Here is a 25,724-nt window from a genome sequence, read left to right as displayed (position 1 = left end):
CGCACCATGAGCGCCTCCACCTCTGGACGACTCGGGTGGACGGTCTTCACGCCACCCGTCGCGGCGATCGTGCTGGCGGTCAGCTGGGGAACGCACCCCGGCCCGGTCGCGGCCAGCCTGATCGGCGTCGCCCTCGTGGGCTCGGTCCTCGCCGCCGTTCACCACGCGGAGGTCGTGGCCCACAAGGTCGGCGAGCCGTTCGGATCCCTGCTGCTGGCGGTCGCGGTGACGGTCATCGAGGTGGGCCTGATCGTGATGCTCGTGGTCTCCGGCAGCGGCGAGACCGCGACCTTGGCCCGCGACACCGTCTTCGCGGCGGTGATGATCACCGTCAACGGCATCGTCGGCCTGTCCCTGGTGGTGGCCGCGCTGCGCCACCATCTCGCGGTCTTCAACCCCGAGGGCACCGGCTCCGCGCTGGCGACCGTGATCACCCTCGCAGGCCTCACCCTCGTCGTCCCGACCTTCACCACCAGCGAGTCCGGCCCGGTGCTGACCGGCGACCAGCTGACCTTCGCGGCGCTCGCCTCGCTCGTGCTGTACGGCTCCTTCGTCTTCACCCAGACCGTCCGGCACCGCGACTTCTTCCTGCCCGGCACGACCTCCACGCCCGGCGGCTGGACGTCGGAGACCGACACGGACGCCGACACCCACGCCGACCCGCCGACCACCCGCGAGACCTGGACCAGCGTCGCCCTGCTGGTGATCGCGCTGGTGACCGTGGTCGGGCTGGCCAAGGTCGAGTCGTACTCGATCGAGGACGCCGTCGACTGGTTCGGCTTCCCGCACGCCGTCGTCGGCGTCGTGATCGCCATGCTCGTCCTGGCGCCGGAGACGATCGCCGCGGTCCGGGCCGCGCTGCGCGACCGGGTGCAGATCAGCCTCAACCTCGCCTACGGCTCGGCGATGGCCTCCATCGGCCTGACCATCCCCGCGATCGCCGTCGCCTCGATCTGGCTCGACGGCGACCTCGCGCTCGGCCTCGAGCCGATGCAGCTCGTCCTGCTGATGCTCTCCGTGGTCGTCGGCGTGCTCACCGTCGTCCCCGGCCGCGCCAAGCCGCTCAACGGCATCGTCCACCTGCTGCTGCTCGCCGCCTTCCTGCTGCTGACGGTCTCGCCGTGAGCCGTCGTACGACGCGCGCGCTCACCGCCGGGACCGCCGCCGTCCTGGCGCTGGGCCTCGCCGCCTGCTCGTCCGGCGAGCCGACCGCCGACCCCGACCGGATCGTCCTCACCCCCGCGAAGGACGGCGGCTCGGGCGTGCAGCCGGTCGGCAACCCGGTAGGCGACGGCACCAGCGCCGAGGTCGAGGGCTACCGGATGACCGACGTCCGCCTGCCCGGCCCCCAGGGCATCGGCGAGGTGTCCTTCCGGATCCTCGATCCCGCCGGCGCCCCGCTGCTGACCTACACCGAGGAGCAGACCAAGCTGCTCCACCTGTACGTCGTGCGCGACGACCTCTCCCAGTTCCGGCACCTCCACCCGACCCTGGCCGACGACGGCACCTGGACCGCGCGGGTCGACCTCGGCGAGCCCGGCCGGTGGCGGGTCGTCGCGGAGTTCATCCCCCAGCAGTCGACGACGCAGGGCCCGGCGACCCCGATCGTGCTGGGCACGACGCTGCGCGTCGCCGGCGACTGGACCCCGGTCGACGTCCCCCGTGGCGAGGAGGCCGAGACCGGCGACGACGGCGTGGTGCGGGCACGCCTGCTCGCGTCCGGCGAGGTCGGGTCCAACGGCCGGCTCCGGCTGCGGGTCACCGACGCCGACGGCGAGCCGGTGACCCTCGGCAGCTACCTCGGCACCAGCGCCCACCTCACCGGCTTCGCCGTCGACTCGCGCGGGTTCGTCCACGTGCACCCGTACGGCGCGCCCGAGGTCGACGAGGACGGCACCGTGCTGACCTTCCACACCGTCTTCACCGAGCCGGGCGACTACCGGCTGTTCCTGCAGGTGCGGGTCGACGGGCTGCTGCACCAGCTGGCCGTGACCGCGCCGGTGACCACCGCCGGCTGATCACCGCCGGCTGATCACCGCACCTGCAGGTCGACGGTCGCCACCGGGCTGGTGAACTCGTCGACCCGGATGCTGACCTGCAGCCTCCATGCGCCGGTGTGCGGGAAGACCACGTCCGCGGTGTAGGTGCCGGAGCCGGCCGGGACCACGCTGATCGCGCCGAGGTCGACGCTGTCGGAGCGCAGCGCGACCGCGGGGGCGTCGTACAGGTCGAGGGGGTCGCCGGCGAGGTTCTGCACCTGGACGATGAGCCGGCGCTGCAGGCCGGGGCCGGGGTCGACGACGGCGAGCACCTTGAGGTCGTCGTCCACGACGCCGGTGGCGACGCCGGTGTCGGCGGTCTGCGCCTGGCCGGGCGCCTCGCCGCCGGGCGGCTTCTGGGTGAGGAAGCCGGTGACGCCGAGGACCGCGACGAGGAGGGCGGCCTCGGCGAGCACGGTACGGCGGACCAGGCCGCTCGCCCGCCGGCGCCGGTCGTGCCCGCCGTCCTGCGCGACCCGCGGCACCAGGCGGAACCGGTTGAACGCCGCGATCGCGACGACCACCAGCACCAGCGCGACCTTGACCAGCAGCAGCCGGCCGTAGGTCTCCTCGACCAGGCGCGCCCAGGAGCCGACGATCCGCCAGCCCATCAGCACGCCGGACAGGGCGAGCGCGGCGAGCAGGCCGGCGGCCACGGTCGAGAACCGGGCGAGCAGCCGGGCGGCGTCCTTCGGGCGCCCGGCGACGGACGGCAGGGTGAGCGCCAGGCCGGCCAGGCCGCCGAGCCAGACCGCGCCCGCCGTGAGGTGGAGCGCGTCGGTGACCACCAGCAGCGTCGTGGGCTCGTACGCGCGGGTGTGGCCGACCAGCGCCGGCGACCAGACCGCGAGCGCGGTGACGAGATCGGCGACCAGCGACGAGCGGCCCTGTCCCGCCGCCCAGGCCGCGACGCCGAGCCCGGCGACCTGGAGCGCCAGCACCTGGAGGTCGTCCTGCACCAGGCCCGGGTCGAAGGAGGCCGGGTCGAGGACGCCGCCGAGGCCGGAGCCCAGCTGGTACGCACCCGCCAGGGGTACGGCGGCGGCCGCCGCCAGGACCGCCACGAGCGCGCTGCCGCGGAGCACGCGGACCACGCGCCGTCGTACGTCGTCGGCGAGGCGGACCCCGCGCGAGGTCCAGCCCAGGAAGATCGCCAGCCCGCCGGCGAGCAGCAGCGCGGCGTAGTCGAGCCCGTGGACGATCCCCTGCACCGTCGGCACCGCCCCCGGGTCGGCCGGGCCGGTCTGCGGCGGCACCACCTTCGGGCTGGGGGCGCCGACGTGGAAGGTCAGCGAGCCCGCGATCGGGTGGCCGTCGGCGGAGACCACCCGCCAGGTGACGACATACGTCCCGTCGTCGAGGTCGCCGGGCAGCTCGCCGGTCACCTCCACGCCCTTGGCGGACGGGTCGACGTCGACCCGCTCGCCCTGCGCGTCGAACGCCATCAGCCCGTCGGGCACCAGCTGGACGGGCTCGTCGAAGGTGAAGGTGACCGACGACGGCGCCTCGGGGAGCACGCTCCCCTCGGTGGGGTCGGTGGAGACCAGGGTGGCGTGCGCCGACGCCGGCCCCGCCGTCCCGAGCACCGTCAGGACGGCGAGCAGGAGGGCGGAGAGGTACGCCGGCGCACGCCGCATGGCTGAGCTTGGATCCGTGGATGGGCGCCGTAGCGAGCGGCACTCCAGGGGTGTGATCGCAAGGCGCGGGCGCGAAGGCAGTCTGGTTGACTGTTGAGCGTCCGCAACGCCGCGAGCGCGCCGCTGGAGTGTCGCGTAGTAGGTGGCCATCCACGGATCCAAGCTGTGAGCCTCAGGCCTTCTTGCCGGAACGGGCCAGGGCGAAGCCGCCGAGCGCCAGTCCGCCGACGCCCGCCACGAGGCCGCCGATGGCGAGGCCGTTGCCGTCGCCGTCGTCGGCGCTCTCGGCGTCGGCGGCGGCGGAGCCCTCGTCGGACCCGGCGTCCGACTCGGTGTCGGCGTGGGTGTCGGTCGCGGAGCCGCCATGGCCCTCACCGGTCGCCTCGGAGATGGTGATCGTGGGCGCCGGGCTCTCCAGCTCCTCCGGGTCCTGTCCCTCGGCGGCGGTCTCGGTCCAGCCGGTCTCGCCCTCCTGGCAGGTCTGGACCACCGGGAACGCGATGGTGTCCCCGACGGCGTCGGGCAGCTGCACGGAGAGCTCCACGGTGTCGCGGTAGCCGTCCGGCAGCGGCGTCTTGGCGGTGTAGACGACCTGCGCCGTCCGCTCGGTGACCTCGTTGCCGTGGGCGTCCTTGATCGGCTCGGCCAGCTTCTCGCTGACCTTCTCGACGTCCCAGCCGGGGTTGATCGTCGGGGTGACCGACGGGATCGACTCCGGCATCTGGATGGCGAGGCTGGTCGTCGGCGAGCCCTCGCAGCCGTGGCCCACGCTGAACGTGAGGACGGCGTACGCGCCGGCGGCGGTCGTGTTCGGCGTGACGGTGACGTGGGCGCTCGCCGCGCCGGCGGTGAGGGCGACGAGGGCCAGCGCGCCGGTCGCGCCGAGGGTGGGCAGGGTGAAGCGTCGGATCTGCATGGATGTCTCTTTCCTGACTCGGGTGGAGGGTGCGGGCAGCGACGAGCCGCCCGTCTCCGTCCCCGGAGTCAGGCGGTCGCCGGCAGCGGCGCCGGCGGCCCGCGGGTGGGCGCGAGCGCGCGGTGGTCGCGCGGCGTGCGGACCCGGCGCGGCGCGTGCGCGCGCGTGCGCCGCAGCACCGGAGCAGGTACGACGCCCGGGTCGGCCCACTGCAGCACGATCTCCACGGCGCGGCGGCGCAGCGCCCACATCGCACCAGTGACGACCGCCGCCAGGGCGTGCGCGGCGAGCATCGCCGGGCTGAGGCCGAGGAACGCCGACGCGGCGTGCGTGTGGCCCGGGTGCGCGTCCGCGGACAGCGTCACCAGCCACGCATGGCCGAGCACCTGGCCCGCCAGCAGCAGCGGCAGGACCACCCGGATGCTCGCCCGGCGGCGCAGCACGAGCCCGCCGGCGGCGTACACGAGGCCGGCGAACGCCACCAGCCACCAGGCCGACGGCACCTCTCCCCCGGCCGCCACATGCGCCAGCACCAGCGCGGTGACGCTCTCGAGACTGCCGAGCGTCGCCGGGATCGCCACGCTGCGGCGCGGGGCTCGGCGGACGGTCAGCACGGGCCCATCTTGCCGCAGAACCGGTGACGGCGCGCAGGCGGCCGGGCGCCCGTGGGTTTGGGCGGGGCCGGCGCCGGACACAGGAAGTCCCATGTCCCGCTACCGCCTTCGGCACGTCACCCACCTCACACTGGCAGGCGTCTGCCTCGCCGCCCTGGCGGCGTGCGGCGGCTCCGACGGCTCCGATGGCCCTGACTCTCCCGTCGCCGTCCCCTTCGCCGACGGCTGGTCGGTGGTGGGCGCCCTCGGCCAGGTCCCGGAGGCGGCCGCCGGGGAGCGGGTGCTCGTCCAGACCGCCGATCTCGACGCGGCGACGAAGGCCGCGGGCCTCCGTCGCCCGGCCGGCGGGAGCCGGGAGGACCTGGCCGACTGGCTGCTCCCGCTCAGCGGCGCCGCGCCGGCCGACGGCGAGCCCGCGCCGTTGTTCGTGCCGATCGCCGAGTCGTTCAACACGGCGGCGGCCTCGCCCGACGATTTCGCCGGCGTGGTGGGATGGTCGATCAACGACGTGACGGCGTACGTCGAGCAGTCCGCGCCTCCCCTGTCGTTCGTCGTCGTGTCCGGGTCGGGCGGCCGGCTGTCCGCGGACCTGACCGAGGTCGAGGACGGCATCGTCACCGACATCGACGGCGAGGACTTCGCGGCCACCCTGGGAAACGTGAACCCCGTCAGCCGGATCGGGCGGCCCTCGCGCCTCGCCGAGCGCGACGACCTGATCGCGATGGGCAGCTCGACCCCCGTCGTACGGGCCTGGCTCCGGGGCGGCCCCACCCTCGCCGACGACGCGTCGCTGGCGGGGGTCGCCCGCGCGCTCGACGACGAGGGGGTGGTCGCCGCCGTGGTCGCCGGTATCGAGCCCACCGTCGAGCCCACCGCCGACTCCGGCGACGCGTCGGGCACCGAGCTGGTGCCGGCCGACCCCTACGACGCGGTGGCGATCGGCTGGTCGGTCGACGACGGCGAGGCGGAGATCCACGTCGCCTACCACTTCGGCTCCGCGGAGGCCGCCGAGCGGGGCGCCGGCGTCCTCGAGCGGGCCTGGCGCGACGGGACCAGCCCCCTCACCCGCTCGCCGTACTCCGACCGGGTCACCGTCGACGAGGTCGACGCCGACGACGGCGTCGTGACGGTCTCCCTGCGCCTCGGCCCCGAGGGCAGGCCGAGCTTCCCGGTCCAGGCGCTCCAGCAGCAGGAGCCGCTGTTCCGCTCCCGGTGACGCGGCGTCCCGTCAGCCCAGGACCAGCACCCGCTGCTGCGGCGCCAGCCGCGAGGCGGGCGCGGACAGCGTCCGCAGGTGGACGTTCTGGAGCAGGCCGACGGCGAGCATGCCCGCGAACATCGACGAGCCGCCGTACGACACGAACGGCAGCGGGACGCCGGTGACCGGCATGATCCCGAGGCACATGCCGATGTTCTGGAAGGCCTGGAAGCCGAACCAGCAGGCGATGCCGGCGGCGGCGATCCGGCCGAAGACGTCGTCGGTGCGGGTGGCGATGCGCAGGGCCCGCCAGAGCACGACGCCCAGCAGCGCGACGATCAGCGCCGCGCCGACCAGGCCGAGCTCCTCGCCGGCCACCGTGAACACGAAGTCGGTGTGCTGCTCGGGGACGAAGCCCGACTGGGTCTGCGAGCCGTGGAACAGTCCCTGCCCGAAGAGCCCGCCGTTGCCGACGGCGATCCGCGCCTGCTCGACGTTGTAGCCGGCACCGCGGGGGTCGAGGGCGGGGTCGGTGAAGGCGAGGAACCGGTCGACCTGGTACTCCTTCAGCATCCCGCTCGCCACGGCCGCGACGGCCGCCAGGACGCCCCCGCCGGCCAGCAGTGCGAGCCAGCGCCGGTGCGCTCCCGACGCGGCGATGACGCCGAACACGGTGGCGGTGAGGACCAGCATGGTGCCGAGATCGGGCTGGGCCAGGATCAGGACGGCGGGCACCCCGGCGACGAGCAGCATGAGGAGCACGTCGGTGGTGCCGACCCGGTCGCGCCACCGGCCCTCGCTGCGCTCGGCCACGACGAGCGCCATGCCGACGACGACGGCCAGCTTGGCGAGCTCCGAGGGCTGGAGGGACATCCCGCCGACGATCAGCCACGAGCGGGATCCGTTCACGGTCGAGCCCATCACCAGGACCAGCACCAGCCCGCCGACGGCCAGCAGGTACCCGATCGGGGCGAGGATCCGCACCCACCGGTGGTCGGTGACGACGACGAGGGCCATCAGCCCGATCCCGATCGCGACGTTCACGACCTGCTTGAGCACGAAGGCCCGGGTGTCGCCGCCGGTGAGGTCGTCGCGCTCCAGGGTCGCCGACCAGATCAGCAGGCAGCCGAGCAGCGACAGCAGGACGACGGCGCCGAGCAGGACGAGGTCGAGGTCCGCCCACTGCAGGCGGCCGACCCGGCGGGAGGCCGTCGTACGGCGGGTGCTGCCCCGGATGCGGCTGCTCATGTCACTGGCCCTTCTTCGAACGTGCGGGCGGGAGGATCGAGCCGTCGTCGCCGAAGGTCGGCAGCTTCGCCGGCGGCGTGACGCCGGGGATCGCCGCCGTCGACGGGTTCACCTGGTCGCCGTCGACGCCGTACAGCGCCTCCCAGATGGCGCGGATGCCTTCGCCGGTGGACCCGGAGCCGGTGCCGGCCTGGCTGATCATCATCACGACGACGTAGTCCTCGGTGTACGACGCGACCCAGCCGGTCGACTGCTTGCCGTAGACCTCGGCGGAGCCGGTCTTGGCGCGGATCCTGACCCGGTCGAGCGGGAAGCCGTTGAGCTTCCAGGCCATCGTGCCGTGGGTGGAGACGCCCTGGAGCGCCTCGTCGACGTACGTCAGCACCGATGCCGGAATCTTGAGCTTGCGCTCCTTCTTCGGCTCGATCTCGCGGATGACCGTGCCGTCCGGCGACACGATCGCCTTGCCGACGCGGGGCTCCCAGAGGGTGCCGCCGTTGGAGATCGCGGCGTAGCCGCGGGCCAGCTGCAGCGGGGTGACGATGGTGTCTCCCTGGCCGATGGCGAAATTGGCGGAGTCGGGGAGGCGGTACTTCCAGCCCTCGACGCAGAACTCGCGGGAGAACTTGTAGACGAAGTCGGACGTCTTCTCATCCTGCGGCTTCGCGGCGATGCCGCAGTAGTAGTCCTTCATCGACTCGTAGTAGTCGCGCTTCCACTTCCGGTCGGCCACGCGGCCGGAGGCCTCGCCCGGGAGGTCGACGCCGGACCGCTCACCGAAGCCGAACTTCTCGGCCTGCTCGACGAGCGGGTCCTTGGCGTCGACGTCGTCGGGGTCGGAGCCGTACTTCTGCCAGAAGCTCATGCCGACCTGGAAGAAGAAGGTGTTGCAGGAGACCTCGAGGGCCTTGGCGAAGGAGATCGAGCCGTACGCCGCCGACTCGTGGTTGTGGAAGGCGCGGTTGCCGATCTGCACCGCCGAGGGGCAGCTGAGGACGGTGGAGGGCGTGTACCCGTGGGTCAGCGCGCCGACGGTCATGAACGGCTTCCACGTCGACCCCGGCGCGAACTGTCCCTGGAAGGCGCGCGCCAGCAGGGGCGTGCCGGCGGCCTCGGAGTAGAGCCGCTCGAGCTGCTTGTCGGTGATGCCGCCGACCCACACCGAGGGGTCGTACGTCGGCTGGCTGGCCATCGCCACGATCCGGCCGGTCTTCGCCTCCATCACCACGGCGGCGCCGGAGTCGGCCTCGAAGTTGCGCTTCGTGACGGGGTCGCGGGTGCTGCGCTGCTTGGCGATCATCGCCGCGAGCTGCTCCTCGACGACGCTCTGCACCTTCGCGTCGATCGAGGTCACCAGGGTGTCACCGGGCTGGGCGGCGAGCCCGGACACATCCTGGCGGACCCGCCCCTTCGAGTCCACGGCGACCTGCTGGTAGCCGGGCTGGCCGCGCAACCACTCGTCGTACTGCTTCTCGACGCCGGCGCGCCCGACGACGGAGGCGCCGTTGACCGAGCTGTCGCCCGTCTTCTCGGCGGACTCCAGCTCCTCCTTGGTGATCGGGCTGAGGTAGCCGAGCACGTGGGCCGCGTTGATGCCGTACGGCGACGGATACTGCCGCAGGGTCTGCCGGTCGACGACCACGCCGGGGAAGTCCTCGGGCTGCTCGAGGATCCGCAGCGCCGCGCCCTCCTTCACGTCCTGCGCGACCGGCACCGGCTGGTACGGCGAGCCGTTCCAGCACTGGCCGGCGACGGCGCCGGAGTCGCCGCAGAGCAGCAGCTTCGCCTCGATCTTGTCGACCTTCACCCCGATGGCGTCGGAGGTGCGGGCCAGCAGCTCCGTGCGATCGGCCGCGGACATCCTGCCGATGAGCGTGCGGTCGATCGAGACCACCCAGGTGAGCCGGTTGGTCACCAGCGGGCGGCCCATCGCGTCGACGATCAGGCCGCGCTGCGGCTGCACCACGATCTCGCGCACGGACTGCGACGCCGCCTTGCCCTGGTAGCGCTCGCCCGAGACGACCTGCAGGTAGTAGAGGCGCACGCCGAGGGTGGCGAGCAGGGAGAAGACGAGCGTCTGGATGACGATCAGGCGCAGCCGGCTGCGGTGCGAGGCTCCTGCGGCCATCAGACGCGGGCTCGCAGCCGCTGGGAGGCGCGCGGGGTGGTGCCGCCGCTGGTCGCGCGGGCGTAGAGCCACGCCGTCGCCGGAACGACGACCAGCGCCGCGACCATGTCGAGGACCAGCGCGACCAGCGCGACCGGCAGGAGGTCGCCGATCCCGGCGCCGGAGTCGCCGAGCAGCAGACCGGTCAGCGCGAACACCGACGTCCCCACGAAGGAGCCGCCCGCGGCCGCGGCCAGGACCAGCGCGAGCGGCGCGCGGCGGGCACCGACGTCGCCGGCGTTGTCGTGGACGAGCCGGCCCACGACGTACCCGACGACCATGAGGGCCAGCGCCCAGCGTCCGGCCAGGTGGTCGGCCGGCGGCGCGATGTCGAGCAGCAGGCCGGCCCAGAAGCCGGTGAGCGTGGCGAAGCGGGTGTCGGTGACGACGGCGGTCGCGACGACGACGAGGAGGACCAGGTCGGGTACGACGCCGAGCCCGCCGACGTCCCACGCGAAGTGCGGCAGCACCGTCACCTGCAGCAGCAGCGCGGCGAGCACCGCGACCAGGACGGCGACGAGGCGGCCGCGGCGGTTCACGGGAAGCTCCCGTCGGCCTCGATGACGCGACCCTTGGTGCCCGACGGGACGACGACGCCGACCAGGTCGAGCGCGGTGAAGTCGACGCCCGGCGTGATCACGGCGCGGTACGACGTGTCCCGCACCGACTCGTAGACCTTGCCGACGGTGCCGATCGGGACGCCGGCGACGTAGGGCGAGCCGCCCTCGCTCCCCCACGTCACGACCTGCTGGTCGACCTTCGGGACGACATTGCGGTCGGCCAGCTCCATCTCCAGGCGGTCGTCGGTGCCGAGGTGGCCGTGGCCGCGGACGAAGCCGAGCTCGAGGCTCTCCCCGATCCGGCCGCCGACCGAGGAGCTGTCGTCGACGATGAGGAGGACGGTGGCGGTGTGGGCCGTCACGGAGGTGATCCGGCCGACCAGGCCCTGGGCGGCGACCACGGTCATGTCGGGGCGCAGGCCGGCGTCGGAGCCGGCGTCGAGGGTGACGGTGCTGGAGAACGACTGGGCCGCTCCGATCGCGATCACCCGGGCGGGCACGAGGGCGTAGCCGAGGTCGCCCGCCATGGCCCGCAGGCCCTCGAGCTGGGCGAGCCGCTGCTCGTCGTACCCGGCCTTGCCGAGGCGGTTGCGCAGGTCGGCGTTCTCGGCCTCGAGCCGGGCGACGTCGTCGCGCAGGGCGCCGTTGGTCCGCAGCGCGCCGGGCAGGCCGACCAGCGGCCGGACCACCGTCGAGACGCCCGCCTGGACCGGGCCGACGACCTCGCCCACCACGCGACGTACCGGATCGACGGGCGAGCCGTCCCCGCCGGCCTTGTCGACGACCATGAGCGCGGCGCAGGCGAGCACCAGCGCCACCACGAGCGAGCGGGCCGGGCGGCCGGAGTCGCGCTCGGGGTCGCGGGAGGCGCCGGTACGGCGGACCGGGCTGGGCCTGGTCCTGGTGGTCGGAGGACGGGTGTCGATCGCCATCAGAACCGCCGCTGGTTGGTGACGAGCACCTGCTGGAGGGCCTCGAACTCCTCGACGCAGCGGCCCGCGCCCATCGCCACCGAGACCAGCGGGTCCTCGGCGATGTGGACCGGCATGCCGGTCTCGTGGCGGATACGTTCGTCGAGGCCGCGCAGCAGCGCTCCCCCGCCGGTGAGCACGATGCCGCGGTCCATGATGTCGCCGGCCAGCTCGGGCGGCGTCTGGTCGAGGGTGACCCGGACCGCGTCGACGATCGCGTGCAGCGGCTCCTCCAGCGCCTTGCGGATGTCGGCGCTGGTGACGTCGACGGTGCGCGGCAGCCCGGTGACCATGTCGCGGCCGCGGACCTCCCCGCTGGGCTCGCCGGGGCGCGGGAACGCCGAGCCGAGGGTGATCTTGACGTCCTCGGCGGTGCGCTCGCCGAGCATGACGCCGTGCTCCTTCTTCATCCACGCGACGATCGCGGCGTCGAGGTCGTCGCCGGCCGTGCGGACCGAGAGGGACGTGACGATGCCGCCGAGGGAGATGACGGCGACCTCCGTCGTACCGCCGCCGACGTCGACGATCATGTTGCCGGTCGCCTCGTGCACCGGCAGACCGGCGCCGATCGCGGCGGCCATGGGCTCCTCGACGACGTACACGCGCCGGGCGCCGGCCTGGTAGCCGGCCTCCTTGACCGCGCGCTGCTCGACCGGTGTGATCGAGCTCGGCACGCAGATGACCATGCGGGGCTTGGCGAAATAACGGCGCCGGTGCACACGGGCAATGAAGTGGCGCAGCATCTGCTCGGTCGCCTCGAAGTCGGCGATCACCCCGTCGCGCAGCGGGCGCAGCGCGGTGATGCTGTCCGGCGTACGGCCCAGCATCTGCTTGGCCTGGTGCCCGACCGCGATCACCTCGCCGGTGCCCTCGTTGAGCGCGACCACGCTCGGCTCGTCGAGCAGGACGCCGCGGCGGCGGACGTAGACGAGGGTGTTGGCGGTACCGAGGTCCACGGCCATGTCCCGGCCGATGATGGAGTTCGCCCTCACGCTTCCTCGCAAGACGTCGCCGGACCGGCCCGCGGGCAGGTCCGTCCGTGCGCGTCGGGGAAGCCGACCCGCTCCCCCTCGTCTGCGGGGAGTGCGCCGGGGCGGCCGACGAGCGCACGATCCGGCGGCCTCCGCTTGCGAGCGTAAGGAAGAAGGCGGGCTCAGCCGCGCAGGCACGCCGGTACGGCGCGGCGCGTCTCAGGAGTCACAACTGTCACAGCGGGTGGGCGTCTCATGCGGTTGTCAGGGGTTGCAACCCCTGACAACCGCATGGATCCCCGGATGTCCGGGGATCCATGCAGGCAGCGCGGTCAGCGCAGCGGGCGCAGCGGGCGGGCGCGGCGCGGCGCGGCTCAGACGAGCCCCGGGAACCACAGCGCGATCTCACGCGCCGCCGACTCCGGCGAGTCCGAGCCGTGGACCAGGTTCTCCCGGTTGGACAGCGACAGGTCGCCGCGGATGGTGCCGGGGGCGGCCTTGCGGCCGTCGGTGGCGCCGTTGAGGGCACGGACCACCTCGATCGCCTCATCGCCCTCGAGCACCAGCGCGACGAGCGGTCCGCTGGTCACGAAGGTCCGCAGCGGCGGGTAGAAGTCCCGCTCGACGTGCTCGGCGTAGTGGGCGTCCGCCATCGCGGCGTCGATGTGCCGGTGCTCCATGGCCACGATGCTCAGCCCCTTGGCCTCGAACCGCGCCAGCACGTGGCCGACCAGGCCGCGCCGGACGGCATCGGGCTTGAGGAGGACGAGAGTGCGTTGGGTCACGTGCGTGACCTTAGCCTGAGCCCGTGGACGGCGGACCGTGGGACCCGACGGCGCCCGGTGTCGTGACGCTGCCCTCGGGCCGCCTCGTCCGTGGGCGCGGCCTGCGCCGTCCCTCCCCGACGGGCCGCCGCCCGACTTCGGCCTCTACCTGCTCGGCCGGCCGCCGGAGCCGACCGGCTGGGCCGCCCGATGGGTCCGTTGGCCGGACTTCCGGCTCCCCGCCGACCCCGCCGACCTCCGCGCCGCGCTCGGCGAGGCGCTCGACCGGGCGGCCGGCGAGCGGGTGGAGCTGGCGTGCGCGGGTGGCCGGGGCCGCACGGGGACGGCGCTGGCCTGCCTCGCGGTCCTCGACGGGGTCCCGCCCGCGGAGGCGGTCGCCTGGATCCGGGAGCGGTACGACGCCCGCGCGGTCGAGACGCCCTTCCAGCGACGCTTCGTCCGCCGGTTCACGCCGGGCTGACCTGGGTCCGCCCGGGTCAGCGGCGGTCCAGCGACCGGGCGATGACCTGGTTGGCGGAGCGCTGGAAGCCGCGCACGATGGCGTCGAGGGTGAGCCGGCGCAGGATGCTGATGGTGGCCTCGAGCTGGGCGGCGTCCTCGCGGGAGCGGTGGTCGCGCTCCTGGCGCCAGGGCTCGACGACCTCATCGTGGAGAACCTGGGTGAGCTCCTCGGCCAGGGCGGACATGTGCCGCTCGATGGCGTCGCCCGCGGCGCGCATGCCGGCGACCGGGATGTCGACCTGCAGCAGCTCGACGGCGACGTCGAAGCCGTGGACGGGGGTGAACCGGGCACCGCGCTCACCGGTGACCCGGCGCAGCAGCCCGAACTCCTCGATCAGCGTGACCTCGTCGTCGCTCAGCCGGCGGCCGGCGTGCTGGTCGAGCTGGCGGCGGGTGAGCTCCTGGGGCTCCCCCACGGTCCACGAGGTCAGCATGGCGCGCTGGACGGCGAGGTCCTCCACCCCGGCGTCGGCGGGCAGGGAGGCGAGGTAGCGCTCGATCGCCTGGAGGGTGAAGCCGTGGCCCTGCAGCGCGCGGATCATCTCCAGCCGCGCGAGGTGCGTGTCGTCGTACCACGCCATCCGGCCGCGCCGCGCGGGCGGCGGGAGGAGGCCGAGGCTGGCGTAGTAGCGGGTCGTCCGGACGGTCAGCCCGGCCGCCGTGGCCAGCTCGTCGATGGTCCGCAGGTCCGAGTCGACCTCCGCACGAGCGCTCATGACTGTCACAGTACGACTGTCATTTCTCGGATGCAACGCGGGAGATGTCGCAGGGGTTGACGTAGGTCACATCCGAAGGGACAGTACCGGTGTGACAGTTCTACTGTCATCGTGAGATCGCGTACGACGACAGGAGCGCCATGCCGGCCCAGAGCGCCCCGCGGGTCCTCCCGGCCCTCGGCAAGCCGCTCGCGGAGGTCGTCGCGCTGCTCCGGTTCACCCGCCGGGTGTTCGCCGCGGTCCTCGCCTCGATCACGGGACGGCGGTTCCCGCTCGCGGAGACCGTGGTGCAGACGTGGTACGCGATCCGGGTCTGCACGCTGCCCGCGCTCGCGGTCTCGGTCCCGTTCGGGATCATCCTCGCGCTCCAGGTGGGGGTGCTCGCGCAGGAGGTCGGCGCGGTCGCCTTCACCGGCGCCGGCAACACCCTCGCCGTCGTCCGCCAGGCCTCTCCCCTCATCACCGCGCTCATGCTCTCCGGCGTCGCCGGGTCCGCGATCTGCGCGGACCTCGGCTCGCGCCGGATCCGCGAGGAGATCGACGCGATGGAGGTGATGGGGCTCCCGGTGGTCGAGCGGCTCGTCGTCCCCCGGATGTTCGCGATCGTCGCGGTCGCGGTGCTGCTCAACGGCGTCGTCATGTTCTTCACCATCATCACCACGCTGGGCGTCAGCGTGATCCTCCAGGACCTGCCGCCGGGCAGCTACCTCGCCTCGGTCACCGCCCTCGCCCAGATCTCCGACCTGTGGCTCTCGCTCGCCAAGGCGGCGATCTTCGCGGTGATCTGCGCCGTGGTCGCGTCGTACAAGGGGCTGCGCGCGGACCGCGGGCCGACCGGCGTCGGCGAGGCGGTGACCAGCGCCGTGGTGACCAACTTCGTGCTGCTCTTCGCCGCGAACTTCGTGATCTCGCAGGTCTACAGCACCTTCGCGGGGGGTCCGATCGGATGAACCACCCCGCGATGACCGCGATCGAGGAGACGGTCGACCAGGCGGTGGTCAGCCCCCTGGCGGGCATCGGCCTCCAGCTGGTCCTGGCCTGGCGCGCGGTCGCCGGTCTGCCGATCGCGGTGACCCGCTATCGCGGCGAGGTGCAGCGGGTGCTGGCCGAGGTCACCCTCGGCTCCGGCATCTTCCTCGTGGGCGGCGGCGTGGTGGGCGTCGTCCTGCTGCTGTCGACGCTGACCGGCACCGAGGTCGGCCTCGAGGGCTACCAGGGCCTCGACGTGATCGGCCTGGCGCCGCTGACCGGCTTCATCTCGGGCTACGCCAACACCCGCGAGCTCGCGCCGATGGTGGCGGCGCTCGGGTTCGCCGCGCGGATCGGCTGCGGGTTCACCTCGCGGCTCGGCGCGATGCGGATCAGCGAGGAGATCGACGCGCTTGAGTCGATGGCGATCCGCCCGGTCCCCTACCTCGTCAGCACCCGCCTGGTCGCCGCCTGGATCGTCGTGATCCCGCTCTACCTGATCGGCCTGGTCGGCACGTACGTCGCCACCGACCTCATGGTCACGACCTTCTACGGCCAGTCCGCCGGCACCTACGACCACTACTTCCGCACCTTCGTCGCGCCCGTCGACGTCGTCTACTCCGCGATCAAGGTGGTCGTGCTGACCACCGTCGTGACCCTCATCCACTGCTACCACGGCTTCACCGCCACCGGCGGCCCCGAGGGCGTCGGCCGGGCCACCGGCCGCGCGATCCGGGCCAGCATCATCTCCCTCACCGTCGTCGACATCCTGCTGACGCTCGTCCTGTGGGGCGCCGACCAGCAGGTGCAGATCTCCGGGTGAGCACGTGAGCGAGTTCCTCTTCGCGCACAGCCGGCTGGCGCCCCGGACCCTCCGGCTGCGCCTGGCCGCGGCCGGCGTCGCCGGTCTCCTGCTGCTCGGCGCGATCGCCGGCGTCCTCGGCCTGCAGACCCTCGGCGTGCTCAGCGGCGACGTGCGCGTCACGGTCCAGCTGCCCACCGTCGGCGACACCCTCGGCATCAACTCCGACGTGAAGTACGACGGCCTGCGGGTCGGGCGGGTCATCGACGTCGACCCCGCGGGACCGAGCGCCCAGGTGCTGGTCGAGCCCGAGCACGCCGGGCTGATCCCGGCCGCCGTGACGGCGCGGGTGCTGCCCGGCACGCTGTTCGGCAACGAGTACGTCGACCTGGTCGCCGACGCCGAGACCGCCGCGACCCCTCAGACCGCCGCAGACTCCGCGCCGGCCCACCTGGCCGACGGCGCCGTCGTACCGGCGGACACCTCCACGGCGACGCTGCGCCTGATGGACACCTTCTCCGCGACCCAGCGGCTGCTGGCGGCCGTCGACCCCGCCCAGTGGGACGTCGCGCTGTCCCAGCTCGCCGACGCCCTCGACGGGCGCGGCGCCCGGATCGCCGAGCTGGTCCGCGACGGCAACGGCTTCCTCGGCCGCTGGGCCGAGCTGCACCCGCAGGTGCGCGAGGACCTCGACCTGCTCGCGCGGGACACCGACCTGGTCGCCGACGTCGAGCCGTCGCTGGTGAGGGCGCTCCGCGACACCCGCCCACTGGCGCGGACCCTCGTCCGGCGGCACCAGGAGGTCTCCCGGCTGCTGGCGGCCGTGCCCGCGCTGCTGGACGGCGAGGAGGGCGTCACGACCTTCCTGCGGGAGAACGGCGCCCTGACCGCGCGCCTGCTCAACGCCACCGCCGCCAACCTCGAGGTGTTCGCGGAGCGGTACCCCGCCTTCGCGACCCTGCTGCGCAAGGTCCCCGCGCTGCTGCGCAACGGCGCCGACGCCGTACGGAACGGCCGGATCCAGATGGAGGGCGTGCTCGCCCCACAGCTCCTCGACCCGTACGACGCGAGCGACCCGGAGGACTGCCCCACCTACCGCGGCCTCACCGGACCCTGCGGAGGCGAGCGGTGAGCCGCCAGCTCAGTGAGCTGCGCCGCCACCGCGGCGCCGTGCTCGGCGTCGCCCTGTTCGCGGTCGTGGCGCTGCTGCTGACCAGCATGGTCGCGGGCACCCTCTCGCGCGCGCAGCGCGGCGACGCGATCACCCTGACCGCCGTGTTCCGCGACGCGACCGGCCTGCGCGCCGGCGACGACGTCCGGGTCGCCGGCGTCCGGGTCGGCCGGGTCACCGCGACCCGGCTCGGCCGCGACGACGAGCGCGGGCTGGCCGTCGTGACGATGAGCGTCAGCGCGGACCAGCGCCTCCACGACGACGTGGTCGCCTCGGTCGACTACCTCAACCTGATGGGCCAGCGGTACGTCGACCTCTCGCGGCCCGAGCGCACCGCCGACGCCGGCCGCCTCGCCGACGGCGCCCGGATCCCGCTGGGGCGGACCCGGCCGGCGCTCGACCTGACCGCGATGTTCAACGCCTTCGAGCCGATCTTCGACCTGCTGCGGCCGGCCGACATCAACCGGCTGGCCACCAACATCGTGGAGGTGCTGCAGGGTCAGGGGCCGACCCTGCGGCATCTCCTCGACCAGACGGCCGAGCTCACCTCCGGCGTCGTCGCCCGGGACGCGGCCCTGGCGAAGGTCGTCGACAACGTCACCCTCGTCCTCGACACCACCGACGAGCACCGGGCCGAGATCACCCGCCTGGTCGACGGTCTCGCCTCCCTCACCGGCGGCCTGGCGCACGACCGCGACCGGATCGCCATCAGCCTCGACTCCCTCGCCCGGCTCTCGGCCACGACCGCCGACCTGGTCGACACGGTCCGTCAGCCCGCGGTCGACGTGGCCGTGCTGAGCAACCCGTGGTTCCGCTATCTCGCCGGCCGCCGGGACCTGCTGGTGCAGACCGGTGCCGCCGTGCCGCGGCAGCTCGACACCTACCTGCGCACCCTCGGGTACGGCAGCTACCTCAACGTCTACGTCTGCACCCTCGCCGCGGGCGGCGCCGGCATCCCGGCCACGCTCGACCTCGGCGTCACCGGCAACAGGCACTCGAAGAGGTGCCGCTGATGAGCACCACGTGGGCACGACTGGCCTGGCCGCTGCGCGTCGTCGCAGCGGTGGTGGTGCTCGGCCTCCTGCTGCTCGGTGTCCGGGCGCTCGCGGGCGATCCCGCCTATCACGCACGCCTGCGGCACGCCGCGGGACTGGAGCCCGGCGACGACGTACGGATGGCGGGTCTGAAGGTCGGCAAGGTGATCGCCGTGACCGCCGACCGCGACCAGGTGGACGTCCGGTTCCGTCTCACCGGCTCGCCGGAGGACCTGGGCGTGACCGAGGACAGCACAGTGCAGGTCAAGCTGCTCTCCATCCTCGGCGAGCGCTTCCTCTCCCTCGCGCCCGGCCGGGGCGACCCGCTCGCGGACGGCCGGACGATCGCGGTCGAGCACGCCGTCGACAGCTACACGATCGAGCGGTTCTGGCTCGAGTCGACGCCCCAGGTGGAGGCGCTCGACCTCGACCGGGTGCAGCAGGCCGTGGGCGTGCTGGCGACCGACCTCGACATCGCCCCGGAGACGCTGCGGGACGCACTCGACGGCATCGCCGGGGTGTCGGCGATCGCGAACGACCGCGAGCAGCAGCTGGACGCACTGCTGTCCTCGGTCCGCCGGGTCACCGAGCTGGTGCTCGACCAGACCGACAGCCTCGACCGGGTCCTCGCCGACGGCACCACCGTGCTGCTGATGGTCCAGCAGCGCAAGGAGACGCTGCGCGCGCTGCTCGACGACGCGCACCGGTTCGTCACCGGGCTCACCGCGCTGGTCCGGGCCACCGCGCCCGAGCTGAAGCCGGCCCTGCGCGACCTGCGCTCGGTGCTGCGGGTGCTCGACGAGCACCGGGCCGAGCTCGACAGGACCCTGGAGCTGGCCGGCCCGACCATGCGGGTCTTCACCAACGCGACCGGGGACGGGCCGTGGCTCGGCGTGAACGCCCCCTGGGCGATCGTCCCCGACGACCTGGTCTGCTCGATCACGCCCGAGGACTGCCGATGAGCCGCCGCACCGTGCTGGGCGCCGCGGCAGCCGTCGTCGTCCTCGCCCTCCTCCTGTCCGGCGCCCGGCTCGTGGGCTGGCTCGGTGGCGACAACCCGGACGACCTCGTCGTCACGGCCGACTTCGTCGACACCACCGGCGTGTACGTCGGCAACGACGTCACCTACCTCGGCGTGAAGGTCGGCGAGATCGTCCGGATCGAGCCACGGGGGACGACGATGCGGGTCGTCCTGCACCTGGCGCCCGGCACCCGGGTGCCCGCGGACGCCGGCGCGCAGATCCTGCAGGGCTCGCTGGTCACCGACCGGTTCGTGGAGCTCGGCCCGGCCTGGACCGGCGGCCCGACGCTCGCCTCGGGCGCCCACATCGACGGCGACCACACCCGGTCCCCGGCCACCGTCGACGAGATCGCGACGGCGATCGACGACCTGGTCCGCGCCCTCGACGGCGGCCTCGGCGACGAGGACCAGGACGGCAAGGGCCTCGGCGACGTCCTCGCCTCCACCGCGCGAGCCCTGGAGGGCAACGGCCCCCACCTGCGCGCGGCCCTCGCCGAGAGCCGCGACGCGCTGGCGATGATCAACGCGAAGGACGGCGAGCTCACCGCGGTCACCGACAGCCTCGTGGCGCTGGTCGGCACGCTCGCCGAGCGCGACCGCACGCTGCGCGACTTCACCCACGCCGCCGCCGGCACCGGCGCCGTCCTCGCCGACCAGCGCGACGAGCTGGTCGCGACCCTCGACGGACTCGACCGGCTGACCCGGCTGGCCGACCGGTTCCTGAAGGAGAACGGCGCCGTGCTCGGCGACGACCTGGCGGGCCTGGCCGACGTGGTGGAGCTGGTGCGCTCGCGGCAGGGCTCCCTGGCGGAGGCGTTCGACACGATGCCGACGATGGCGGAGAACTTCGCCCGGGCCTACGACTGGGACCTCGGCCGGCTGCGCGTCCAGTTCGCGTTCAGCGCGGGTCCGTTCTCCGCGATGTTCCGCGACCACAGCTGCCGGGTGTTCGCCGAGGCGCTCGCCGGGGATGCCGGCAGCCGGCTGTGCGGGCTGCTGTTCGACGGCCAGGGCACCGGCCTGCTCGACCCGATCCTCGACGGCCTGTATGACGGCCTGCCGGGGGCGATCCCGTGAGCCGCCGCGGGACCCGGCGCGCGGCGGCCGCGCTCGTGCTGCTCCTCGGCGGCGTCACGAGCGGCTGCGGACTCACCCTCGAGGACGTCCCGTTGCCGGGCCTGGTCTCCGGGCCGACGTACCGGGTGACGATCGAGTTCGCCGACGCCCTCAACCTGCCGGTCGACGCGCCGGTGCGGCTGGACGGCGCGACCGTCGGGCAGGTCGAGTCCGTCGAGGCGGGCGACTACGTCGCCGAGGTCGAGGTCGCGCTCTCCACCTCGGTGGAGCTGCGGGACTCCTCGCGCGCGGAGATCCGGCTGACCTCGCCGATGGGCACGGCGTTCGTGCAGCTCTTCCCCGGCGAGACCGGCGCGGTGCTGGCCGACGGCGCGACCCTCCCCGTGGCCGCGACCGGGAGCGCGCCGGACGTGACCGACCTGCTCAGCGCGCTCTCGACGGTGGTGACCGGCGGCAGCTTCGCCGACATCTCCACGATCATCGACCAGCTCGACGTCGCGCTGACCGGCAACGCGGGCGACGTACGGCGGCTGCTGGGCCGGCTCGACACGGCCGTCACCGATCTCAACGCCGACTTCCCCCGCGTCGACCGGCTCACGGCGTCCCTGGACCGGCTCACCACCCGGCTCGCCGGCGACCTGCCCGCGATCACCCGGTCGCTGACCGACCTCACCGACCTCGTCACGACCTTCGACCAGCAGCGCGAGCAGCTCGTGGCGGCGATGGAGTCGCTGAGCCGGTTCGACGCCGTGGCGACCCCGCTGACCCGGGCGGTGCGCTCCGACCTCGTCGCCCAGCTGCGGGACATGAAGCCGGTCCTGCGGTCGCTGCTGGACGGCCGGAAGGACATCGACGGCGTGCTGACGGGCCTGGTCGCCTTCGCCGAGGGCAGCGACCGTGCCGCCCCGGGCGACTTCGCCAACTTCGACCTCACCTTCCTGCTCGACCTGAAGGCGCTGATGGCGACGGGAGACACCCGATGACCCGGCCGATGACCCGGCCCACGCCCGCCGAGCAGGCCGCCTCGAGCGCCCGGATGTGGCGCCGCCGGATCCGGGTCGCCCAGACCCTCATCCTGGTGATCCTCGTCGCCGGCGTCGTCTACGTCGCCGACACCGTCGTCGGCGGCTCCCTCTTCCACCACCCGTACGCCGTCACGGTCCAGCTGCCCCAGGCGGCCGGCCTGCACGAGGGATCGGTGGTCACCTACCGCGGGCAGCGGATCGGGAAGGTGACCGATGTCCGCCTCAGCGAGCTCGCGGGCGTCGGCGTGACCGCGCACCTGGCGATCGACCCGGGTGTCCGGATCCCGCGGGACAGCGCGATGGAGGTCCGCAACCTCTCCGCGGTGGGCGAGCAGTACCTCGACGTCCGTCCACGTACCGACAGCGGCCCCTATCTCGCGGACGGCGCGACCGTCCCGGTCTCCGCGACGTCCGTGCCGCTCGGCGTGCCCGACGTGCTCGCGCACGCCCAGGAGCTGATGTCCCACCTCGACGTCGCGGACGTGCGGACCATCGCCGCCGAGACCGCCGCGATCTTCGGCGACAGCGAGCAGGACGTCGACCTGCGCTCGCTGGCGATCGAGCTGGAGAGCGCCTTCGCGATGCTGCGCCGGCTGGAGCCGGACCTGACGGTGCTGGCGGAGCGGGCCGAGCAGCCGCTGACGACGGTGGCCGACCTCTCCCCCGAGATCCGCCGGCTCTCCGCCGATCTGGAGGCCGTCGCACAGTCCCTCGCCGCCGCCACGCCGGACATCCGGCGCACGGTCACCACGGCGATCGACCTGCTGCCCCGGCTGCAGCGCTGGTGGCGGGCGGCCGCGCCCGAGCTGCGGCGGATGCTGCGCGACGGCGTACCCCTCACCGAGATGGCCGCCCGCCACCTGCGCGGACTCCAGCACTGGCTGGACTGGGCGCCGCTCCAGGCCGACGTGATGGCCGGCAGCACCCGCGACGGCAGCGGCCGGGTCGTGCTGGTGCCGCGGATCCTCAAGAACTGCGTCTACGACAAGAGCGTCCAGCGCGACGTCCAGGACACCCGCCGCCGTGAGCCGCGCACCGACGTGCGGTGCATCGACCCGCCGAAGGGCACCCAGGGCCGTGGCTCCGCCGAGGTTCCCCGGCAGTAGCACGCCGTCCCGGCCCATCACCCACCCAACCGAGAGGAAACCCGATGAGTGACACCCTGGCGATCCGCGCCGAGATCGAGCAGGAGATCGCCGGCCTCACCCTGCCGATCGCCTTCGCCCGCACCGTGGCGGCGGAGGGCGACCGCGCGGCTTACTCCGACAAGGTCGGCGTCGATCTGTCCGCCGGCTACGCCCCCGGTTGGCGCACGGTCGGCTGGACCGAGCTGCGCGAACAGGCCCTCGACGTGGCGGGAGCGCTGATGGCCGCCGGCGTAGGGGCCGGCGACCGGGTGGCGCTGATGGCGAGCAACCGGATCGAGCACGTCGTGGCCGACCTCGGGGCGGTGCACGCCGGCGCGGTGTCGATGTCGGTCTACAACACGCTCTCCCCCGACCAGGTCGCCTACGTCGCCGGGCACGCCGAGCCCGCGGTCGTCGTCCTGGAGAGCGCCGACCACCTCGCCCGCTGGGAGCGCGCGCTCGGCTCGACCGACGCGCTCCGCACGGTCGTCCTGATCGACGCGGAGGCGCCGGCCGGCGACGACCGGTTCGTCACCTGGGGCGCCTTCCTCGCCGCCGGGGCGGACTGGCGCGCCGCCCACGGCGACGAGCTCGAGGCCCGGACGGCCGCCATCTCCCCCGACGACCCGTTGACGATCCTCTACACCTCCGGCACCACCGGGAACCCGAAGGGCGTCGTGCTCACCCACCACGCGGTGCTCTACGAGTGCGCCTGCTCGCTGCGGGTCGCCGCGCCCACCCAGGACAACGACTTCATCTCCTACCTGCCGTTCGCGCACATCGCCGAGCGGACCCTGGGCATGTACATCCCGCAGATCAACGGCGCCCACATCCACCTGATCGCCGACCCCGCGCTGCTCCTCGGCGCCCTCGGCGAGGTCCACCCGACGCGCTTCTTCGGCGTCCCGCGGGTGTGGGAGAAGATCAAGACGGGGGTGACGGCGAAGCTGGCCGCCGAGACCGACCCGGAGAAGAGGGCGCAGGTCGACGCCGCGCTCGCCGTCGGGCTGGAGTACGTCGAGGCGCAGCAGACCGGGGGCGTCGTCTCCCCGGAGCTGGAGGCCCGCTTCCGGGCCGTCGACGACGGGCTGCTGGCGTTCCTGCGCGCGCTGCTCGGCCTCGACCGCTGCGAGTGGGCCGCCTCCGCCGCCGCCCCGATGCCGCTGGAGGTCGCGCGCTTCTTCGCCGGCCTCGGCATGCGCATCTACGACGTCTACGGCATGACCGAGACGTGCGCGGCGGTGACCGCCTGCGGCCCGGACCAGTTCCGGCTCGGCACCGTCGGCCGGGCGCTCCCCGGCATCGAGATCTCGCTGGCCGAGGACGGCGAGATCCTGGCCCGCGGACCGGTCTCCTCGCAGGGCTACTACAAGCAGGACGACGCCACGGCCGCCCTCATCGACGCCGACGGCTGGGTGCACACCGGCGACATCGGCGAGCTCGACGAGGACGGCTTCCTCAAGGTGGTCGACCGGAAGAAGGAGATGATCATCACCTCCTCCGGCAAGAACATCGCGCCCTCCAACATCGAGAACCACCTCAAGGAGAGCCCGATCGTCGGCCATGCGCTGGTCTTCGGCGAGGGCCGCCCGTACGTCGTCGCGGTGCTCACCCTCGACGCCGAGATCGCGCCTCTGGTCGCCGCCCAGATCGGCGTCCCTTCCGGGATCTCGCTGGCCGAGCTGGCCCAGCACCCGGCCATCCTCGCGGTGGCCCAGCAGGCCGTCGACAGCGCCAACGAGCGGCTCTCCCGGCCCGAACAGGTCAAGGCCTGGGAGCTGCTGCCCGTCGAGTGGACCGCCGAGTCCGAGGAGCTCACCCCCACGCTGAAGCTCAAGCGCCGGGTCGTGCACGCGAAGTACGCCGACGTGCTGGAGCGGCTCTACGCGTAGCGGCGTCGTTCCGCCTTGAGCGCCGGGGCGAGGTCGCCCTTCGGGGCGACCTCGACTCCGGCCAGGCCGAGCCACCCGGCCAGCCGGTCCAGCTCGACGGCCAGCTCGGCGGGCGTCTCGGCGGGGGCGTGCGGCTCCGCCCAGGCCGACTGCACGAGCAGCCGGGACGTCGCCCGGTCGGCCTTGAGGTCGACCCGCCCCACGATCCGCTCGCCGAGCAGGAACGGCAGGACGTAATAGCCGTGGACCCGCCGCGCGGCCGGGGTGTAGATCTCGATCCGGTAGAAGAAGTCGAAGAGCGCCTCGGCCCGGTCGCGCTCCCACACCACCGGGTCGAACGGGCTCAGCAGCGCCCGCGCCCCGACGCGCCGCGGGAGGCGGGCCTCGCGGTGGAGATACGCCGGGCGGCGCCACCCCTGCACCTCGACCCGCTCCAGCTCGCCGGCGGCCACAAGCTCCTCGATCGCGACCCGCGCCTCGCCGATCCGGATCCGGTAGTAGTCGGCCAGACAGTGGGCCGACGCGACGCCGTGGGAGCGCGCGGCTCGTCGTACCAGCTCGACATGGGCGTCGGCCGCGGTCATCGCGGGCGCGTCGAGGACGGCGGCGGGCAGCACCCGCTCGGGCAGGTCGTAGCGGATCTCGAACTGGCTGTTGCGCCCGGCGATCGCCAGGTCCCCGGTGGTGAAGAGGTAGTCGAGCATCCGCCGGGCGCGCGACCAGTTCCAGCCCCAGTGGTCCTTGGTGCGCGGCAGCCCGTCGTCGAGCTCGCGGGCCGTGCTGGCGCCGCGTTCGGCGATCTCGGCGAGCAGCGCGGCCTCCAGCGCGTCGTCCTCGACGACCGTGAACCACTTGCCCCGCCGGGACCGGTAGTCGTCCATCCGGTGCCGCATCGCCGGCCACAGCTCGACGGGCATGAAGGCCTGCACGTGCGCCCAGTACTCCACGACCCGCCGGTTGCGCCCACTCGCGGCGCGCCGGAGCAGGTCGACGTCGTAGGCGCCCATCCGGGAGTAGAGCGGCATGTAGTGGGCCCGCTGCAGCACGTTGACGCTGTCGACCTGCAGCACGCCGGTGCGGGCCAGGGTGCGGTCGAAGGTCCGCAGCGTGGGGACCGCGTGGGCCGGGTCCAAGAAGCCCTGGGCCGCCAGCGCGACGCGACGGGCCTGCGCGAGCGACAGGGACTGCGTGGTGGGCACGGGGCCACCCTAGGAGTCGCCGCCGACAGCGTCCGCGGGCCCCGTGCGCCTCACCTGTCACACAGGAGGGGCATCTCATGCGCT

Annotated in this window: 24 protein-coding genes; 13 read left to right on the top strand and 11 right to left on the bottom strand. The window is 73.6% G+C overall.

Going from position 1 to position 25,724, the window contains the following annotated elements:
• Positions 1 to 6: 6 nt before the first annotated feature.
• Positions 7 to 1,125: a calcium:cation antiporter gene (locus FIV44_RS23810; protein ID WP_141006614.1), complete on the top strand. Its 1,119-nt coding sequence runs from the start codon at positions 7 to 9 to the stop codon at positions 1,123 to 1,125.
• Complete coding sequence (locus FIV44_RS23805) at positions 1,122 to 2,018, top strand: hypothetical protein (protein ID WP_141006613.1); 897 nt, start codon at positions 1,122 to 1,124, stop codon at positions 2,016 to 2,018. Before FIV44_RS23810 ends, FIV44_RS23805 begins: the two co-directional genes overlap by 4 nt.
• Positions 2,019 to 2,032: 14 nt before the next feature.
• Here FIV44_RS23805 and FIV44_RS23800 read toward each other — a convergent pair whose 3' ends face one another.
• From FIV44_RS23800 to FIV44_RS23790, 3 genes are all read right to left on the bottom strand, one after another.
• Positions 2,033 to 3,676 (bottom strand): copper resistance CopC/CopD family protein, encoded by a 1,644-nt coding sequence (locus FIV44_RS23800; RefSeq protein WP_181410794.1) that lies wholly within the window; start codon positions 3,674 to 3,676, stop codon positions 2,033 to 2,035.
• A 172-nt stretch (positions 3,677 to 3,848) separates the two neighbouring features.
• On the bottom strand, positions 3,849 to 4,592 hold the full coding sequence (locus FIV44_RS23795) for a YcnI family copper-binding membrane protein (RefSeq protein WP_141006611.1): 744 nt from the start codon (positions 4,590 to 4,592) through the stop codon (positions 3,849 to 3,851).
• A 68-nt stretch (positions 4,593 to 4,660) separates the two neighbouring features.
• Positions 4,661 to 5,206, bottom strand: coding sequence for a hypothetical protein (locus FIV44_RS23790; RefSeq protein WP_141006610.1), 546 nt, complete (start codon positions 5,204 to 5,206; stop codon positions 4,661 to 4,663).
• 91 nt (positions 5,207 to 5,297) lie between these two features.
• Here FIV44_RS23790 and FIV44_RS23785 point away from each other — a divergent pair, with 91 nt between their 5' ends.
• A complete protein-coding gene (locus tag FIV44_RS23785; RefSeq protein ID WP_141006609.1) occupies positions 5,298 to 6,422 on the top strand; it encodes a hypothetical protein in 1,125 nt (374 codons plus the stop codon).
• 12 nt (positions 6,423 to 6,434) lie between these two features.
• Here the strand turns inward: FIV44_RS23785 and rodA are convergent, their stop codons facing one another.
• The 6 genes from rodA to ndk all read right to left on the bottom strand — a co-directional run bounded on the left by rodA (position 6,435) and on the right by ndk (position 13,106).
• The gene (rodA, locus tag FIV44_RS23780; protein ID WP_141006608.1) at positions 6,435 to 7,652 is read right to left on the bottom strand and encodes a rod shape-determining protein RodA; all 1,218 of its coding nucleotides are present in this window, start codon (positions 7,650 to 7,652) and stop codon (positions 6,435 to 6,437) included.
• A gap of 1 nt (position 7,653) precedes the next feature.
• A complete protein-coding gene (mrdA, locus tag FIV44_RS23775) occupies positions 7,654 to 9,780 on the bottom strand; it encodes a penicillin-binding protein 2 (protein WP_141006607.1) in 2,127 nt (708 codons plus the stop codon).
• Positions 9,780 to 10,358, bottom strand: a complete 579-nt coding sequence (mreD, locus tag FIV44_RS23770; RefSeq protein WP_141006606.1) for a rod shape-determining protein MreD — start codon at positions 10,356 to 10,358, stop codon at positions 9,780 to 9,782. The genes mrdA and mreD overlap by 1 nt, the downstream gene beginning before the upstream one ends.
• Entirely contained in the window at positions 10,355 to 11,311 is a 957-nt protein-coding gene (gene mreC / locus FIV44_RS23765; protein ID WP_141006605.1) for a rod shape-determining protein MreC, read from the bottom strand. The genes mreD and mreC overlap by 4 nt, the downstream gene beginning before the upstream one ends.
• Positions 11,311 to 12,342 (bottom strand): rod shape-determining protein, encoded by a 1,032-nt coding sequence (locus tag FIV44_RS23760; protein ID WP_281285761.1) that lies wholly within the window; start codon positions 12,340 to 12,342, stop codon positions 11,311 to 11,313. Before FIV44_RS23760 ends, mreC begins: the two co-directional genes overlap by 1 nt.
• A 353-nt stretch (positions 12,343 to 12,695) precedes the next feature.
• Positions 12,696 to 13,106, bottom strand: coding sequence for a nucleoside-diphosphate kinase (gene ndk / locus FIV44_RS23755; protein ID WP_141006604.1), 411 nt, complete (start codon positions 13,104 to 13,106; stop codon positions 12,696 to 12,698).
• A gap of 37 nt (positions 13,107 to 13,143) precedes the next feature.
• Between ndk and FIV44_RS23750 the strand changes: the two genes are divergently transcribed.
• Positions 13,144 to 13,566 (top strand): protein-tyrosine phosphatase family protein, encoded by a 423-nt coding sequence (locus FIV44_RS23750; protein ID WP_246086586.1) that lies wholly within the window; start codon positions 13,144 to 13,146, stop codon positions 13,564 to 13,566.
• A 16-nt stretch (positions 13,567 to 13,582) separates the two neighbouring features.
• Here the strand turns inward: FIV44_RS23750 and FIV44_RS23745 are convergent, their stop codons facing one another.
• Positions 13,583 to 14,323: a MerR family transcriptional regulator gene (locus tag FIV44_RS23745; protein ID WP_141006603.1), complete on the bottom strand. Its 741-nt coding sequence runs from the start codon at positions 14,321 to 14,323 to the stop codon at positions 13,583 to 13,585.
• 140 nt (positions 14,324 to 14,463) lie between these two features.
• On the opposite strand from FIV44_RS23745, the gene FIV44_RS23740 reads away from it, so the two are divergent.
• From FIV44_RS23740 to FIV44_RS23700, 9 genes are read left to right on the top strand one after another with little or no spacing between them, the layout of a single operon-like run.
• Positions 14,464 to 15,273 carry an MlaE family ABC transporter permease gene (locus tag FIV44_RS23740; protein ID WP_141006602.1) on the top strand — a complete coding sequence of 270 codons (810 nt, stop codon included), beginning with the start codon at positions 14,464 to 14,466 and terminating at the stop codon, positions 15,271 to 15,273.
• Between the two features lie 11 nt (positions 15,274 to 15,284).
• On the top strand, positions 15,285 to 16,115 hold the full coding sequence (locus FIV44_RS23735; RefSeq protein WP_141006601.1) for an MlaE family ABC transporter permease: 831 nt from the start codon (positions 15,285 to 15,287) through the stop codon (positions 16,113 to 16,115).
• A 4-nt stretch (positions 16,116 to 16,119) separates the two neighbouring features.
• Complete coding sequence (locus FIV44_RS23730) at positions 16,120 to 17,226, top strand: MCE family protein (RefSeq protein WP_141006600.1); 1,107 nt, start codon at positions 16,120 to 16,122, stop codon at positions 17,224 to 17,226.
• A complete protein-coding gene (locus tag FIV44_RS23725; protein ID WP_141006599.1) occupies positions 17,223 to 18,278 on the top strand; it encodes an MCE family protein in 1,056 nt (351 codons plus the stop codon). The genes FIV44_RS23730 and FIV44_RS23725 overlap by 4 nt, the downstream gene beginning before the upstream one ends.
• Positions 18,278 to 19,261, top strand: coding sequence for an MCE family protein (locus FIV44_RS23720; RefSeq protein ID WP_141006598.1), 984 nt, complete (start codon positions 18,278 to 18,280; stop codon positions 19,259 to 19,261). The genes FIV44_RS23725 and FIV44_RS23720 overlap by 1 nt, the downstream gene beginning before the upstream one ends.
• The gene (locus FIV44_RS23715) at positions 19,258 to 20,397 is read left to right on the top strand and encodes an MCE family protein (protein WP_141006597.1); all 1,140 of its coding nucleotides are present in this window, start codon (positions 19,258 to 19,260) and stop codon (positions 20,395 to 20,397) included. The genes FIV44_RS23720 and FIV44_RS23715 overlap by 4 nt, the downstream gene beginning before the upstream one ends.
• The gene (locus tag FIV44_RS23710; RefSeq protein ID WP_141006596.1) at positions 20,394 to 21,380 is read left to right on the top strand and encodes an MCE family protein; all 987 of its coding nucleotides are present in this window, start codon (positions 20,394 to 20,396) and stop codon (positions 21,378 to 21,380) included. The genes FIV44_RS23715 and FIV44_RS23710 overlap by 4 nt, the downstream gene beginning before the upstream one ends.
• A complete protein-coding gene (locus FIV44_RS23705; RefSeq protein WP_141006595.1) occupies positions 21,377 to 22,528 on the top strand; it encodes an MlaD family protein in 1,152 nt (383 codons plus the stop codon). The genes FIV44_RS23710 and FIV44_RS23705 overlap by 4 nt, the downstream gene beginning before the upstream one ends.
• Before the next feature lie 44 nt (positions 22,529 to 22,572).
• Positions 22,573 to 24,441, top strand: a complete 1,869-nt coding sequence (locus FIV44_RS23700; RefSeq protein WP_141006594.1) for an AMP-dependent synthetase/ligase — start codon at positions 22,573 to 22,575, stop codon at positions 24,439 to 24,441.
• Here the strand turns inward: FIV44_RS23700 and FIV44_RS23695 are convergent.
• Positions 24,432 to 25,640, bottom strand: coding sequence for a winged helix-turn-helix domain-containing protein (locus FIV44_RS23695; RefSeq protein WP_141006593.1), 1,209 nt, complete (start codon positions 25,638 to 25,640; stop codon positions 24,432 to 24,434). The genes FIV44_RS23700 and FIV44_RS23695 overlap by 10 nt on opposite strands.
• Positions 25,641 to 25,724: the final 84 nt, after the last annotated feature.

This window comes from Nocardioides humi (assembly GCF_006494775.1).
GTDB lineage: Bacteria > Actinomycetota > Actinomycetes > Propionibacteriales > Nocardioidaceae > Nocardioides > Nocardioides humi.
This window is presented reverse-complemented; position numbering and strand designations above follow the sequence as displayed.

Coding starts and splice junctions, on each gene's coding strand:
- FIV44_RS23810 (WP_141006614.1), top strand. CDS start 7: ATGAGCGCCTCCACCTCTGGACGACTCGGGTGGACGGTCTTCACGCCA.
- FIV44_RS23800 (WP_181410794.1), bottom strand. CDS start 3,676: ATGCGGCGTGCGCCGGCGTACCTCTCCGCCCTCCTGCTCGCCGTCCTG.
- FIV44_RS23795 (WP_141006611.1), bottom strand. CDS start 4,592: ATGCAGATCCGACGCTTCACCCTGCCCACCCTCGGCGCGACCGGCGCG.
- FIV44_RS23785 (WP_141006609.1), top strand. CDS start 5,298: ATGTCCCGCTACCGCCTTCGGCACGTCACCCACCTCACACTGGCAGGC.
- rodA (WP_141006608.1), bottom strand. CDS start 7,652: ATGAGCAGCCGCATCCGGGGCAGCACCCGCCGTACGACGGCCTCCCGC.
- mrdA (WP_141006607.1), bottom strand. CDS start 9,780: ATGGCCGCAGGAGCCTCGCACCGCAGCCGGCTGCGCCTGATCGTCATC.
- mreC (WP_141006605.1), bottom strand. CDS start 11,311: ATGGCGATCGACACCCGTCCTCCGACCACCAGGACCAGGCCCAGCCCG.
- FIV44_RS23745 (WP_141006603.1), bottom strand. CDS start 14,323: ATGAGCGCTCGTGCGGAGGTCGACTCGGACCTGCGGACCATCGACGAG.
- FIV44_RS23740 (WP_141006602.1), top strand. CDS start 14,464: ATGCCGGCCCAGAGCGCCCCGCGGGTCCTCCCGGCCCTCGGCAAGCCG.
- FIV44_RS23735 (WP_141006601.1), top strand. CDS start 15,285: ATGACCGCGATCGAGGAGACGGTCGACCAGGCGGTGGTCAGCCCCCTG.
- FIV44_RS23720 (WP_141006598.1), top strand. CDS start 18,278: ATGAGCACCACGTGGGCACGACTGGCCTGGCCGCTGCGCGTCGTCGCA.
- FIV44_RS23715 (WP_141006597.1), top strand. CDS start 19,258: ATGAGCCGCCGCACCGTGCTGGGCGCCGCGGCAGCCGTCGTCGTCCTC.
- FIV44_RS23705 (WP_141006595.1), top strand. CDS start 21,377: ATGACCCGGCCGATGACCCGGCCCACGCCCGCCGAGCAGGCCGCCTCG.
- FIV44_RS23700 (WP_141006594.1), top strand. CDS start 22,573: ATGAGTGACACCCTGGCGATCCGCGCCGAGATCGAGCAGGAGATCGCC.